This window comes from Vibrio sp. 10N.261.52.C2, from assembly GCF_041471425.1.
Classification (GTDB): domain Bacteria; phylum Pseudomonadota; class Gammaproteobacteria; order Enterobacterales; family Vibrionaceae; genus Vibrio; species Vibrio crassostreae_C.
The window spans coordinates 1-14454 of sequence record NZ_JBFROH010000081.1 but is presented as its reverse complement, the minus strand read 5'-3'; the positions used below and the strand labels follow the sequence as shown (position 1 = coordinate 14454).

General features: G+C 41.0%; 14 protein-coding genes. 3 read left to right on the top strand and 11 right to left on the bottom strand.

Annotated elements, in window-relative coordinates; all coding sequences use genetic code 11:
* Window positions 1–223 precede the first annotated feature (223 nt).
* On the top strand, window positions 224–463 hold the full coding sequence (locus AB4307_RS21540; protein ID WP_017061717.1) for a hypothetical protein: 240 nt from the start codon (window positions 224–226) through the stop codon (window positions 461–463).
* A gap of 117 nt (window positions 464–580) precedes the next feature.
* Window positions 581–895 (top strand): winged helix-turn-helix domain-containing protein, encoded by a 315-nt coding sequence (locus AB4307_RS21535; protein WP_017061716.1) that lies wholly within the window; start codon window positions 581–583, stop codon window positions 893–895.
* Between the two features lie 2 nt (window positions 896–897).
* Here the strand turns inward: AB4307_RS21535 and AB4307_RS21530 are convergent, their stop codons facing one another.
* Window positions 898–1278, bottom strand: a complete 381-nt coding sequence (locus tag AB4307_RS21530; protein ID WP_372133467.1) for a four helix bundle protein — start codon at window positions 1276–1278, stop codon at window positions 898–900.
* A 99-nt stretch (window positions 1279–1377) separates the two neighbouring features.
* On the opposite strand from AB4307_RS21530, the gene AB4307_RS21525 reads away from it, so the two are divergent.
* Entirely contained in the window at window positions 1378–2514 is a 1137-nt protein-coding gene (locus AB4307_RS21525; RefSeq protein ID WP_372133464.1) for a reverse transcriptase domain-containing protein, read from the top strand.
* Between the two features lie 500 nt (window positions 2515–3014).
* Here the strand turns inward: AB4307_RS21525 and AB4307_RS21520 are convergent, their stop codons facing one another.
* The 10 genes from AB4307_RS21520 to AB4307_RS21475 form a co-directional block, all read right to left on the bottom strand.
* Window positions 3015–3362, bottom strand: coding sequence for a hypothetical protein (locus tag AB4307_RS21520; RefSeq protein ID WP_137001854.1), 348 nt, complete (start codon window positions 3360–3362; stop codon window positions 3015–3017).
* 90 nt (window positions 3363–3452) lie between these two features.
* Window positions 3453–6038, bottom strand: coding sequence for an Lcl domain-containing protein (locus tag AB4307_RS21515; protein ID WP_102321097.1), 2586 nt, complete (start codon window positions 6036–6038; stop codon window positions 3453–3455).
* 202 nt (window positions 6039–6240) lie between these two features.
* Entirely contained in the window at window positions 6241–6960 is a 720-nt protein-coding gene (locus AB4307_RS21510; protein WP_240800832.1) for a hypothetical protein, read from the bottom strand.
* A 395-nt stretch (window positions 6961–7355) separates the two neighbouring features.
* Complete coding sequence (locus AB4307_RS21505) at window positions 7356–8153, bottom strand: outer membrane beta-barrel protein (protein WP_102321098.1); 798 nt, start codon at window positions 8151–8153, stop codon at window positions 7356–7358.
* A gap of 1 nt (window position 8154) precedes the next feature.
* Window positions 8155–9186, bottom strand: coding sequence for a hypothetical protein (locus AB4307_RS21500; protein WP_065583729.1), 1032 nt, complete (start codon window positions 9184–9186; stop codon window positions 8155–8157).
* Window positions 9186–9908 carry a fimbrial biogenesis chaperone gene (locus tag AB4307_RS21495; RefSeq protein WP_102321099.1) on the bottom strand — a complete coding sequence of 241 codons (723 nt, stop codon included), beginning with the start codon at window positions 9906–9908 and terminating at the stop codon, window positions 9186–9188. Before AB4307_RS21495 ends, AB4307_RS21500 begins: the two co-directional genes overlap by 1 nt.
* 10 nt (window positions 9909–9918) lie before the next feature.
* Entirely contained in the window at window positions 9919–12669 is a 2751-nt protein-coding gene (locus AB4307_RS21490; protein WP_137001852.1) for a TcfC E-set like domain-containing protein, read from the bottom strand.
* Window positions 12669–13184: a hypothetical protein gene (locus AB4307_RS21485; RefSeq protein WP_102321101.1), complete on the bottom strand. Its 516-nt coding sequence runs from the start codon at window positions 13182–13184 to the stop codon at window positions 12669–12671. The genes AB4307_RS21490 and AB4307_RS21485 overlap by 1 nt, the downstream gene beginning before the upstream one ends.
* 70 nt (window positions 13185–13254) lie before the next feature.
* Window positions 13255–13767, bottom strand: a complete 513-nt coding sequence (locus AB4307_RS21480; protein WP_102321102.1) for a hypothetical protein — start codon at window positions 13765–13767, stop codon at window positions 13255–13257.
* A gap of 452 nt (window positions 13768–14219) precedes the next feature.
* Window positions 14220–14454, bottom strand: a 235-nt coding sequence (locus tag AB4307_RS21475) for a transposase (RefSeq protein WP_372133460.1), incomplete at its 5' end; no start/stop codon positions are given.

The following is a 14454-nucleotide window of genomic DNA, read 5'->3' as shown; positions in this document are numbered from 1 at the left end:
CTAATCCGCGATGAACCTTTAAATTAGCCTCCCCTTTCATTTGATCGCCCACTCCGTTTTAATTTTCACTGCCAGCCTTTATTTTGGTTTCCTACTATTCCCTCTGCTACAAATTACCATTCAAGTTTTAATGCAACTGAATTTATAACTATTTATTTTACAACCTGCCCTATCGCTACCAAACTAGGCATATCAACACAACACTAATAAAAGGTGCCTAAATATGCGTTCATTAATCTTTATTTCAACAGCAGTATTAGCAACTCTTATCTCTTTTCAGTCGGCGGCCGCAAATGTCACTGTGCGTTGGACAGGGAAAGTACCGACTTCTGACTGCGCTTCAAACCCTATTAGCAATCAAGTCGCGTTCAACTCACAAAGCGAACGTTGTAAGGTTGAACTTAAACAAACTGAAATAACTAATACAAAAACAGCAAATAAAATGGTTTCGTTTGATGTGTAATATGAAAGGAAAACCCATTAAGTAGGCATAATAGCCAGATTAATATTCAACCTGACCTTGCATGTAATCGCAGCAAATAAATAATACGGGTATGATAATTAAACTGGCTGTTTGTTTATGCACTTAATCTTACATAAAGGGTCGCTAAGAATTTCGCTAGCCGACCACCCAACGATAAAACCCATCCAGCTCACACTCAGTGAATTTTTAGTTCTAAAAGAGTTACTCACTCATCAAGGGGAGCATTTAACCAAACACCATCTACTAAAAATGGGATGGCCCAATTCATTCGTCTGTGACAATGCATTGAATATGGTGATCATGTCTTTAAGAAAGAAGCTTCTTAGGCTCGGTGGATGGATAGAAATCAATACCATTTACAAGATAGGTTATAGTTTAAATAAAACTGACAAAATATGTGTTTTGCAGTGAATTTAAACACTCCCGTCCAAAAACCAGCGCCGCCAACCTACAACTTGCCTTTGAATATGACCAATGCATTCGGTCAGCACAGCAAGCGCACCGTGAGAGAGGAACTTCATTTCCCAAGCTAATAACAGCAGTGCTGAGATAGTCTCTAGCGAAGCATTAACCTCCATTAACAAACTTACGGCGCACTCTTTTCCTGCCGTTGTTGATTTATTTTGTAGATTCGCTAGTACTACATTGCGAATCGCTAGCGTTATTTCTTTGAGCAATTGTTCCCCAGTGGTAAACCGAAATGCTCTGGGAAAATGCTTATGTTGGTTCCAATATAGCTTATACAATTTCTGTAAGTCATAGTATATTCGATTATGTTTAAAAGGTTGCCCCATAATTATCCCTCATCAATTCGTCACAAACTTGTCTCTGAGTTACTCCGTAGTGCTCAACTTGCAGGTCGTAGCCAACAAAAGGCTACACAGGCCTTGCAAATGCCAACATACTGCCACGAGCTCTGTGATGCCATACTTAGCGGCTCATATAGCCCTGAGCCCTACCAACACTTCGCCATTACCGAACCTAAACTCAGAGAGATTTATGCCCCTTCATTCAAAGACCGAATTGCTCAAATGTGGGTGTGTAGTCATTTAACCCCGCTAATGGAAAAGCGTTTTATTGACGACACTTACGCAAACCGTAAAGGGAAAGGAACCTACGCGGCTATAGAAAAAAGCCAAAAATTAATGAGGCAACCAAAGCACCAATGGGCAATGTCGTTGGACATATACAGCTATTTTAACCAGATAGATAAATCCCTTCTACTCAATAAAATAGAGCAGCTTATTGCCAATGCTACCATTAACCCACTTAAACAGCGTTGCCTTATTGAAGTAACCAAGCAAATTATTACTCACGATACCGCACGTGAAGCTCTTACCCGAACCGGGGATCAGTCTCTTTTGCACGCCATTCCTAAACATAAACGCCTCATTCACAGCCCAATAGGAACAGGCCTGCCGATAGGTAGCGTTACGAGCCAATTAATGGGTAATTATTACCTCAATGACCTAGACCACTTTATTAAACACGAGTTAAAAGTGAAAGGTTACGTTCGTTATATGGATGACCTATTTTTACTTGCCGGCTCTTCAAGCACCTTGCAAAGCTGGCAACAAGAAATTAAGTGTTACCTCATAGAACAATTAAAGCTTAAACTACACCCAACAAAGGTTCACCTTGACAAAATAACGCATGGCTTTGACTATTTGGGGTATCGTATTTATGGGCACCATAAAACTATACGTCAGTCTACAGTTCAGTCACTCAAGCAACGACTCTGTTATTTTCGCTCTCTCCTGATGCCACATATGACTTTACCAAATGCGACACCACCAGAACGTGGCCAATGGCAACGATGGGACAGAGCGGGCAACACGCCTCCATTAGGGCTCCCTTTATATCGCGCAATGCTAAGCACTATTAATAGTTATTACGGCTTATTGAGCCATGCTAACCACTGTAGATTACGTAAATCGCTCTATCACAATCATTTCGGCGAGTTAAAAACGCTCTTTATTCCTGCCAATGCATACTATACGAGCGTTAAGCTCCGTTCTTGTCATTTTTGATAAGGCGACAACACTGAGTATATGTCAGCCTGATACGCACGAGACGTAGTTCTGATTGGATGGGTTGTTGCTGTTGACGTTGCCATAGTTGAGGTTCACGTTGTAGTAGTTGGAACCATTAGCCGTCGACGACCAGTAGTTGTTGTTGGTCGCCCAACCCTTCACGTTTGCACTTATTGTTTATACGGAGTGTTGCCTTTCGACTTGCCCCCCTTTATTACCTCTAATAAGGCCATAAGTGCCGATAACATACCAGGGCCCGCTCACCAATGCCGTAACAAAGGTGTTCTCTAGGCGCAGCAACGCTGCTATGTTCCCTGTTTTTAGCGTATCGCCTTATCAAAAACATTACTAAGGCTACCGTTCAGTCCAACGAATAACATCAAACAGCAACCTACCCTCTGGGTTAGATGTGTCCGGTGTGCATTCGTCTAGCTGGTGTACTAACCACTGTGGCATCCAAACTTTAGCGAAGCTGTTATCTATTTTTAGTCTAGGATTTAAGTCAGACCGTTCATGTACAGGTAAGTCGTTTTTGTGCGATAGATACCACTCTTCCCAATTAGACATATCGGCATAAAAACCAATGCTGATGATACCTTTTCGTCAGGAAACACCCCTACTTTTGCAAGGCTGCTTACAGGTAACCCGCCCGATAGAACACATTGTGACCCGAGTTTTTTAACCACTTTAGCTGACACTTTTAAAACAGGCAAAGAGGGGGGAGTGACCACCCACTGCTGCCATGCGAACAGCGCTTGATCATAAAAACGAACAAACATGCCTTCATGTATGCCGATAATTTTACCTTGTTGCTGACTAAGCTTGAGTTTTGTTTCAATATCCATATTAATCCTTACTGAGTTTAGAAAATAAACCGCTACCCTCTATAAAAAGAAAAAACGGCCCTGCGGGCCGCAAACTCTGAACGTTGAACCCTAAGAACCTGATACGCACGAGACGTAGTACTGACGGGATGGGTAGCTGCTGCCGACGCCGCCATAGGTGAGGCCCACGCTGTAGTAGTAGCCGGAACCATTAGCCGTCGACGACCAGTAGAAGTAGCCGGTCGCCCAACCCTTCGCGGTGTACATGTGACCAAAGTTATTAAAAAGACTCGTCAACTCATCTATATTTGCTAAAGCCCAATCATCTCTCCCGTTAAGCTCAAGTGTATTATAATGTTCACAAAGGCTATGTGCTTCAGTAACACTAAAAATTGCAAACGATCCTGAAGGACCATAAGGGATATTGTCAACATGACTACCGTAGTAATTACCACTATAGCCAACAGCGTTTAAAAAGCTCTCACTTGGAGTACCGGTAAACAACTTTCCATCGCTTTCCGCAATTTTAACACAGGCACCCGCGGCGTTTTGTTGATCATCATCCCCAACTTGGCCACCACACAAATAGGCATGAAAGGTAACTTGGCTAATCGCATTAGTCTGTGTATTGGTTGTTGTGGTGTAAGATGACGCCACATCAAAGGTCATGGTCGTTGTTGGGGTTTGATAGTTTGTATCCCACTTTACCCGCACTTTTTGCTCACCTGATTCATCGGTTTGAGTCGTTTCCGCTTCAAGGATAGGAGTAACCATTTCTGCGGTGTCTGGGTGCTGTTCTGTACTTACCACTGAAATGACTGAGTAACCTTCTACTGGGTTGCTATTTTGATCGGTCAAGGTCGCAGTAACCTGGCCACCTTCCACTGACGTATAAGGTACCGTGTCAATCGTTGCTTCTGATGACACTGCAGCCGTCTTTTCATCACCAATAAACTTAACTTCATAGTCTTGAGTAATGCCACCCACATCAAGGGTTAATGTGACGGTTTCCGCTTTTAAACTGGTTAAGCGAAACTCGGCAATACCATAGCTGTCTGTGGTAACGTTATCGCTGTCCAATGTCACATTTGGGCTAGAGACAGAAGCCGTCACAAGGGTATCTGGTCTTACTTCTTGACCGAGTTTTAACTCAACAAATACAGAACCAACATCAACTCCATCCGCGACAACTTCCGTGCTTGAGGTAGGCAATACAGTAATTAAACCTTGCTTAACACATGTCACATAATAAGCCGATGTTGGATCGACATCGCCTGTAAGGGTGCTGCCATCTTTAAGATCCACCCACTTAACCAGATCTGCTCCGTCATCATAAGCGAGGTATTGCGCTTTAACAGGCCAGTTATGTAACGCCTGAACATCGGTATCAGTGGCCATCAGCTTAAGTTGATCAAACGTCGGCACTGAACCACCGATGGTGTCGCAGTATGCTACGGCCGACGGATAACGAAAACCAGCCATATCAATCGCTGGGCTGTAGCCATCATCGTTCAGTTTTATATCATAAGGCGAGCCTTGCCCGGCTGCATCAAGTGCGGTGGGTGGTCCAATATAGAGATCCAACAAATGAGAAATGTCGTCCCATTTTGATGACTGATTAGGATCGGTCACTTCAACACGAATCAAACCCATGTCATACACTCCATTATGATCACTAACCGCAAAACTAATATAGTGGTAACCTGGTTGTGACGCTTGAAAGACGATCGTTTTATTCTGAGTGTCCAGTGGATCTTTAGGTACCGCTTTTGCGTTAAACGATTCAACATACACCAATTGATAATCATCACTATCGTCCGAGGAAACAAAGCCGCTGATGTCGATTTCTTCATCGGTCAATACGTTGACAACAACTGGATATACAATATTATCGTCAATCGTAAAACCTTGGTTAGCTTCGTAGCCCACCGCAACATCTAAAACCCCCATCAGCACAAGGCCATTAACCGAGTCTTCTAACGTATAAAGAACACGGTCAATGCCGGTAAAACCTGACGGCGGGGTATAATCCATAGTCTGGTCATCTGTACTATTTATTTGAACTGAGCTCGAGCGACCGTACGGTAGTGTAAGCTCCGTTAATACAAACTCGTCACCTAACGTAAAGCCGACTTTCTCCAATTCGTCCTTCAGTAAAACACTCACATCTTCATTAATCAGTGTTGTTGCACTTACTGGAACCAGTTCGGTTGAGCTAGGATTACTACTTACCGCAATGCGCGTAACCGCAGAACTCGAACCTTCTGAGCTACTACTATCACTCATTGGCGCTTCAGCCATACGGCTCATTGGCGACAATGTTTTAGGAGTCACATGATATCGATAGTCACACACCTTGGTATCAAAGGCCTGAATTACAAACCCTGTTTCCGTCATACTTTCTACTTGGCAGCTATCATCATTAGACAAGACCTCGACTTCACTCAGCGCAAAGCCACCACCCGTTGATGAAAATACCTTTGACGACAGGTCAACCTCGAACGATTCAGCATAGCCAGTCGAGTAGGTAGCATTTTGAGCGGAAAGCGTCGCGCTTTGAGTATTAGGGGAAACACTTGCTGAGCTTCCGGCACTTCCTTCACTGCCCTCTCCACCACACCCAAAAAGGGTAAGCGTAGTAGCGACGACAAAACCCAGGGGAATGCTTCCTCCTGGCTTATTGCTTAAAAGGTTCATATTACTTCTCTTTACTTTTTATTGATTTCAAAATTGATTTTATGATTTGTATTTAATGTTGTATTGGGCATTTACACTTTGCTGATAACAGTGATGCCATGTAGGCTAAAATTAGCACTGAACATGGGTAATGAATGCTGATCGTCCTTGATTAGCATTCATCATTGAAGGCCTATAATTATGTCTATTTTCAGCGTTCCTATTACTGAATAGGCAGTTGCATCTCTTTAGAGTATTTTTTATCGTAAGATGTTACGGTTACATTAAGTTGTTCACTTTGCGTATATTCCGCAAGAGAAAACGTTTTATCCCGACCAGATACAACAGTGAACTTTTGTTTACATTGCGTATTATTTTCTGTTGTACATGAGTTAACATAAACATCAATTAGCGTATTACTATTATTATCGATGCGTAAATTCTCGCCCTGATTGTAAATCTTATAATCAAAACTTGGCTTTGTCGTAGGCAGAATATAAACCGGTGAAAAACCATAGTTTATCTCGACACCGTGAATTTTCTCTCCCTCTTCTTTATAACGACTAGGAGTAAATGGCAGCATAAACATCAAATCTTTGCTGTTATCGCAAGACGTGTTGTGACATAAGCTACGAACACCCACGTCTTTCTCTTCACCAGGTCTTAAAACTAATCTTGGGTGCGTAAGAGATATTTTCCAATCATCTAGATTGTTTCTTGTATAACTATTACGAACGATTTTTTCGCCATCAATAAACTGAATTTCTTGTACTTTTCCATTAACAAAAATCGGGTGAGACTCATCATTAATAAGTGTCACGACACCATTGCCCTTTTTATCCGCGACGACAATCATCTTGTCGACATTAAAAGCATTGGCAGCAGTAGAAGTCATTGCTGAACAAATTGCGAATACTGTTAATAGATTATATTTAATTTTCATATTTCTCTCTACTAAAAATAATAAATTTTAGGATACTACTCGTCTATTTTGCTCAGCGCGTATATAACACCAAGTGCGAAAAGAATGAGTACATACATGTTTAAAATATTTGGTCCGATCATTACTCCGCTCTCTTATATTTGACCTTCATGCATATAATTGAGGTATTAATTAGCATATTTGCGAGCCCAAACGATAAAAGGTGAGTAGCTCGATTGGTGAGCAGTATCGCGCATTCGGATTTAAAGGTATTGGGCACTCTTGAATTTCAAAAACGCAAGATGCGAGATAGCTAAACAAGTGTAGATATCATTTACATTGGCGAGATACTCTCTGCTACAAACAAAGAAACACTGCCAAAAAATTGGCAGTGTTTCTGTTTCAAGGAAGGCAACTTAATCTAAACAGCTAACTTTCGGGTAAAGTATTTTCTCTTCAGGGTAAATCAAATTCAAATCACGATTATTAAGATTTGGATTTGCTTCGACTAATTCATCAAGTGAGCTATCAAATGCTCTTGCAATTCGGTGCAAATAGTCGCCAGGAACCACTCGGTATTCAACTAAACGCTGCTGACACGATGGCGCCTTCTTAATTGGGACAATAGACGCCAATTGGGTTTTCGGCCTTGATACTTGGGTCGACTCTTCAACAAGCTGGTCAACATTGGGCCTTGGGTTAATATCTGAAAGGCCTTCTGCGGCTTCATTGCTTGAAAAACGATAAACCAACAGTGCATTAAATGCGTATAGATCGTCTTGTTGACGAGCTAAATCAAAGACGCCTTGGTAACCAAGGTCGGCGCTCCAATTTTTACTCAATTGGTATTTAAGACCAAGCGATGCCGTAAAATTGGTGTCGTCACTAGAAAACGCGCCCCCGACTCCTGCATACAAGGAGGCAAATTCACTGACGGGTAGCAATAAGTCGGTTTCAACCATTACCGCACGTAAACTATCTATTTCCGAATCAGAAAAAGCAGAATAATCAGCATAGCCAAGTTCAAATAGTACGTTTTCACTAATGTTATATCCAACCGCCGCCTTATAACCAAGTGCTTCAGTCTGTCCCATGTTGTCATCAAATGCAGAAAACGTCATGCCACCACTCATCTGGATAGGCAGCTCCTCTGCTGATACACTTATGGATAAGAACACAGCGATAATCGATGACATTAAGTTCATTTTTTTCATCTTAAATACCAGGCTCCAACATGATCGTTACTTCATCAAAATAATCTCCGGAAACAGCAGAACTGCCCTCAATATCGTAATCAAAGTCTAAAGTAAAGTTAATACTTGTTTGCACTCCAGCTCCTTCTGAAATAGCCGTTGTTTGATACATTAATTGTCCTTCATCAACTAAGTTACCAGAGCTGCACTGATCGCAATGAATGCTGTAAGGAATAACCACACCAGGGTTACTTGAATTAACCAATTCGTATGACTGTAAGGGCATTGTTAAAACAATTCCGTCATTAAAATAGCCGTTCGCTGTAATATCAAATGACGTTGTCGATGTTATTCTTTTGCCAATTGTGTCGTAGACTGGCGTCATGACACCATCTCCACTTACAAAAACACTGTCGAGTTGAACAGGCTGATAATCAAATGAAAACAACATCACTTCATTGATGTTGCGATAAGTCATAATGCCGTCATTTTCATAGTAGTAACGAATATTTACCGGCACTGAAGCTGAATATTGCCCCTCTGGTAGCCCACTTAATGCCGACACTATTTCACTTTCGTTAATATCGAAAATAGGTCTCAGGAAAATAAATGGGCTCGATTTTTGTTTATTAATTAATCGAACAGACGAAACACAGTTTGGACCTTCAACAGTCACAATCGGTAGTGACACTTCATCAAATGAGCACCCACCACCTACCGTATTCGCTGACTGGGCAAATTCAATTCCAGTAGTATTGTATTGAACGCCCGATATATCGATCGATATTGACGGTGAAGTATTCCCATTTCCCCCAATTAAAGTCATCTCTGTTGGAGGTGTACCCGAAAATGTCGCGGCCGCCCAAGCTTCTGAAGCCTGCAACATAGGAGGAGTTTCCCACGTACTTGGCAGCATTTTACCATTGTAACGTGTCACATTGTCCCAACGAACACCACCAGCCTTCACTTCCGCGCGAACTTCAAACGCAGCTTGAGCCATGCTTGTCGTCATTAATGCAATAAACGCTACAATATATAGGATAGGTCTAGGCATTATATTTTACCTCTCGTCACCATTTCTTTCTTTGAATAGCTTCTGTCGTGAGATGTCACGGTAATGGTCAACTCGTTATTTCGCATAGTTTCGGTTAAAGGGAACGTCTTATTCCTTCCCGATACAACCGTAAATTTTTGTTTGCATTGGGCTTTGTTTTCAGCAACACATGCATCTACAAAAAAATTGAGCATGGTATTACTTTTATTTTCGACTCTAAGGCTATCACCGTTGTTGGTTAATTCGTAAGAATAATTCGGTTGTGTTGTAGGAATAATATAAACAGGTGCGAATCCGTAATTAATTTCCACACCACTCACTACTTCACCAGGTCTGTATTTACTTGGAGAAAAAGACAGCATAAACATCAAATCTTTTGAATTATCGCATGCAGCGTTGTGGCATAAACTACGTATGCCAATGTCTTTCTCTTCACCAGGGTTCAAAACTACCTTCTGGTGCGTTAATGACACCTTCCAATCGTTTAAGTTGTCTCTTGTATATTGTTTTTTTTCTACCTGTTCTCCATCAATAATATTTATTTCATCCACCTTTGCTTGGATAAAAATTGGGTGAGACTCGTCGTTGGTTAACGTAACGATACCGTTCCCTTTATCATCAGAGACAATAACCATTTTATCTACCGTAAAAGCTTGTACACTTATAGATAACAATATAGCGGTGAGTGATACTAAATTTAGTAGAACTTTATTGGATTTCATTTCCCACTCCTTAATTAACTTGTGCGACTGGGTATGTAATGGCGTTGGTGCGATAAAGTCGCTTTGCCAACAGTTTTAACTGATCGATATCTCTTTTATGAAGCGCTATTGTTTCCGCCATGTTTATAGATTCATGCGCTATATAAATTGCCTTAAACGAACCCACTTCTTTCTGAATAATTCGATAACCGTGTGACTCGAGCTTTTTAAGCGCTTTATTCAGTTCAATCGAGCTTTCGTATGCACCTAAATACATCGCTTGTAGTCGTTCATCTGCATCAATCAAATCTATCTGCTTTTCTTGAGCTATTGGCAAACAATAGTTTTGACCAAAGTTCATCTGATTTGTTGAAGTAAATTCATAAGGCAGTAAGCATTGGCTTTCTTTCGCTGACAATTCAAAGTTCATGCCTTCCAATACGGTTACTCTATAAACACCGTCGGCCATTTCATTGACTTCAATACAACCTTCTCCATGACACTCCACTTCTGTAATCGGCTGTTCTGATATGTCATTAAAGGCGCTGACAAACGAAACGACGCGACTAACTCTTGGCTCAATAGAAGCAACCGTACCTGGGTGTGTAAACACGGTTACGTTACTATCACCAGAGTTGTAAAGATCAACGCTCTCTGAATCAAATTTCGCACGATATTGACTATAGTCTTCCAAAGGCACAATTGTTTCATCGTTATATACGATGAACTTACTGTTGTTTCGCCCTTCTTTTTTAAGAGAGAAGTAACCTTTTTCATCAAACGTCTGCTCTGTATTCTGCGACTGATGAATATCGACAAGCGTATAAGACATTGCCGCTTTATCGGTAATATAAACGCCGTCTGTCGTCACGATTTGAGTGCTAGACAAGCCAGCATTGATACCACTCGTGCCATTGGTGGACGTATGGGCGGAGGCATTCATTCGAGCGTATTTAGTCGTGCCACTGGTCGCCAATAACGCATCTTGATACATATCATCCTGTTGTCGATCGTAGGTGTTACTCACCTCAAGCGACGTATTAAAGGAGTCTGAGTCAATTAACTGATTTCGTCTTACTGTTGTTTTAAATTGATTAATGTCATCACTATCACTCGTCAGGCCCACGATAGTTTCTACTGTGTCTGACAACGGGACACTCCATAACAAATTAACTGATATGTCGTCCGTCGCCTCAGAGTAATCGACGTTAATATTAACTCGCGAATCTAAAACTGTGGGCGTGCTGTAACCAACGGAAATAAACTGCTGTTCCTGTTCATCCGAGTTACCTAAATTGTCTAACTGCTTGTCGTTATTAAGCGAGTAAACCGCATACATAGATTGTCCACCGCGGAAGCTGTACGAAGAATTCAACGATAGACGTGAATAATCGGCATATCCGTACATATAAGAAGCAACTGGATCACCAAGTTCATTATCGAGAGACTCATAAGATAGACTTAAATAAGGGATACCGATATTAGCATTAAAGTGAGATGCGTCTTCGAATTGGCTGTACACAGCTTCAGTACTCAAATCCCAATCAATCAGATTGTATGCACCACCAACGGTGTACATAGTGCCACTGTCCGTGACCAAGCCGCCCAAGCCTACTTGCAACGAACGGGTGAGTTGGTAGTTAGCTAATGCCTTGCCATAAACATCGTCTTCAATATTTTGAATGCCATGTTCCGTGTAGTCGTAATGGCTTCCTGAAAACATACCCGCAGTGGCAACGAAATCCACTTCCCCCTGAGTCAGAGAGTCACCTTTGGTGTTATATACTTGATAAGTCTGGGTATTAACAACTTGCCCACCACTTGTCACCTCAAGTACAGCTTCATAGCGACCAGATGGTAACTTGCTGTAAGGAATTGAGTTCTGCCCTTCTGGTACGTTATCTTGAAAAATCAATCGACCATCACGAAGAACTTGTACACCGCCACTTGTTGGCGCATAAAAGCTCAATACTTTGTCGTTATTATGTCCGCCTACGAGCAACTTTTTAGAGGTACCTACCGTGAGCGAGTTTTGAGCAACTCGAGCGGTGTTATTCAGGAAGTCAGTTGAGTTAACCTCTGGCTCAAATTCAAAATGACCCGCTTTTATTGAGTAAGAATCGATATCTAAATGATATGCCGCTTCATACAATTCAGAACCGTTATCACTGTTGTTGGCATTGAAATCAGTTTTGAGGTATCCGTAAGGTAGCCCCAGTGTCGTTTCATTATTTAAAGAAACGATTGAGTCTTGATCTTGATATTCACTCACGTACAGATCAAATGAATTGATTAACCCATTGTGTTGACTCAGAGACGAGTGGTATACCAGTTCTTCATCGAGATTCGAGTATGACAACACCTGTGGAGATACAAAAAGATAGACTTCTTGATCGTTATAGTTATGAACGATCTCAAACGTTTCTGGGTACAACTCACACTCATCGAGCTTACCTAAACACTCAGACTGATCTTGTATGCCAACCATTAATTGATCTATGATCTTCTGCTGGTACTCAGCCGACACTGTATTATCATTTAAATAGTCAGATACCTGTGCGATCGCTTTTTTATTATTCGAGTCTAATTTTAACGTGTTAAACGACGTTAAAAATGGGATCGGTGAAGTAAGGGAACCATCTAAGTTACGTATACGGACTGTTGACTCTTTCAATTCAAACAGTTCTTCAAAACCTTCAAGAACATTTTGACTATAACTTGAATACGAATACACAGGCAATAACACTAAGATTGCCATTGTTATGAGTTTGAACCTGAACATTATATATCTACCTCTATATTGAACTCTATCTCACCATTACACCTCTCCGCTTGGCCCGCTGTGATGATATCTTTAAATGACTGAAAACTTAATATAATGTCATGCTCACTATACTTATTGTCGCCATCATTTAAATTGAAATTTGAAAAAGAGACGGATTCACCCTCTGACAAACTTTTCCCGTCAATCGTTAATGTAACGAAATCATCCTGAACATTGCTCACTCCAGAGTAGTCCGTACAAATTGACGTATTTTTTGTTAACGTTGAAATATAAGGAATATCCGAAGACTCAAAAGGTATATCTGTTTCAATTCTTAATGTGGTATTAACATCATCAAATTTTGTTTTGTCTTGATTTGACGTCAACTCCAGAACTGCCGGAATAAATTCAACAGAATTAATTGAATTTGTATAAAGTTTGCCTACATCGAGGCTCGTAGTAATGTAAAGCACTTTGAAATCGGCGTTGGCATTCATACTCATGAAAGCCAATAGTATTAAAACTTTTTTCATATTGACTACCATCGTAGAGAAATAAGGCTCGTAATTACTACGAGCCTTTGAATCGGGAATTTTCTACAAATTAAACAAGGTCAGCCATAACCGTTACTGATGCTTGAACAGTAGTTCCACCTACTTCAGATTCAGGTAATACAGCAGTCTGCTTAACTTTAGTTGAAATAGTTTCTTCACCAGAAACAACATCACCAACGGCTACTGGTGCACCATTTACATTAATCTCAACAGCTTGAGATGGGTTTGCCACACCGTCAAAAGCTACTGATGCATCAACTAGAGTCCAGTTAGCTGAAGCTAATGCACCAACAACAGGAGTAACAGCATCACCATCATTTAAGTGAGACTCAAGTACGATAGTATCTGATTCAAACACACCGTCTGAGCTTGGAGTGATAGTACCGTTAAGCGCTGTTGTATCACCTCCTAGGCCAGTGATGATAAGTGCATCTGATGCGCTAGTTGTTGGAACAACGCCGTTCCATATAACAGTAGCATTTGAAGATGCGTTAGCACCTGCACTTACTGCCATACCCATAAGAAGAACTGATGCTAGTGCGCTTTTTTTGAAGTTAAACATTTTACTTTCCTTTAAAGATTAAATATTTCATAAATTAGTAATCCCGCTCCTGCGTTTAAATTTGTTAACGCTCATCGGTGACAGGACGAAATAAATTATGCGGAACACTGGAAAAGAAATATTGGGCATTTGAAAATTCCATTTGCCGAAAATGCCGATTCGATAAAACCATCAACAGTAAAGCTAGTAATACCTACCTTCGTTTTATCTACATCTATAATAAAAACCTGCCCGATAAGCTATAGTTTAAATTCTAATAAAAGAAGATTGAATTACATAAGCAATCGAACAATACTTACCATAATAGAGATTATCGAGGACAAAGAATGCCACTCACGTTTGCACACTTCTTAGAACAAGCCAGAAAGGAGCGAGGTTTAACACAGCAGGAGATGCTTGAGTTACTGCTTGAGGCCGACCCGACATTGTCTAAGCTCGACCTCAGGGCAAGATTACGAAGCCCCTTGCCCTGCAAGGACTTGCGAAAGGTAAGCGTTATTGCGGTTCGCTTTTTTCTGCTTTCTTTTGATCCCTGCTTTGAAGCTGATTTCTTCCGTCAGCAGATTTAAAGCTATATGTATTATAACTGCTAAATTCTCACCGGCTTGCTCTCGACGTATCCGACATTCATCTTCTTTAAAACCAACGTCTAATCGCCAGTGCATCTGATTTTCAATGCTCCAATGT

Coding starts and splice junctions, on each gene's coding strand:
- AB4307_RS21480 (WP_102321102.1), bottom strand. CDS start 13,767: ATGTTTAACTTCAAAAAAAGCGCACTAGCATCAGTTCTTCTTATGGGT.
- AB4307_RS21485 (WP_102321101.1), bottom strand. CDS start 13,184: ATGAAAAAAGTTTTAATACTATTGGCTTTCATGAGTATGAATGCCAAC.
- AB4307_RS21525 (WP_372133464.1), top strand. CDS start 1,378: ATGCCAACATACTGCCACGAGCTCTGTGATGCCATACTTAGCGGCTCA.
- AB4307_RS21535 (WP_017061716.1), top strand. CDS start 581: ATGCACTTAATCTTACATAAAGGGTCGCTAAGAATTTCGCTAGCCGAC.
- AB4307_RS21520 (WP_137001854.1), bottom strand. CDS start 3,362: ATGGATATTGAAACAAAACTCAAGCTTAGTCAGCAACAAGGTAAAATT.
- AB4307_RS21500 (WP_065583729.1), bottom strand. CDS start 9,186: ATGCCTAGACCTATCCTATATATTGTAGCGTTTATTGCATTAATGACG.
- AB4307_RS21540 (WP_017061717.1), top strand. CDS start 224: ATGCGTTCATTAATCTTTATTTCAACAGCAGTATTAGCAACTCTTATC.
- AB4307_RS21490 (WP_137001852.1), bottom strand. CDS start 12,669: ATGTTCAGGTTCAAACTCATAACAATGGCAATCTTAGTGTTATTGCCT.
- AB4307_RS21495 (WP_102321099.1), bottom strand. CDS start 9,908: ATGAAATCCAATAAAGTTCTACTAAATTTAGTATCACTCACCGCTATA.
- AB4307_RS21530 (WP_372133467.1), bottom strand. CDS start 1,278: ATGGGGCAACCTTTTAAACATAATCGAATATACTATGACTTACAGAAA.
- AB4307_RS21515 (WP_102321097.1), bottom strand. CDS start 6,038: ATGAACCTTTTAAGCAATAAGCCAGGAGGAAGCATTCCCCTGGGTTTT.
- AB4307_RS21510 (WP_240800832.1), bottom strand. CDS start 6,960: ATGAAAATTAAATATAATCTATTAACAGTATTCGCAATTTGTTCAGCA.
- AB4307_RS21505 (WP_102321098.1), bottom strand. CDS start 8,153: ATGAAAAAAATGAACTTAATGTCATCGATTATCGCTGTGTTCTTATCC.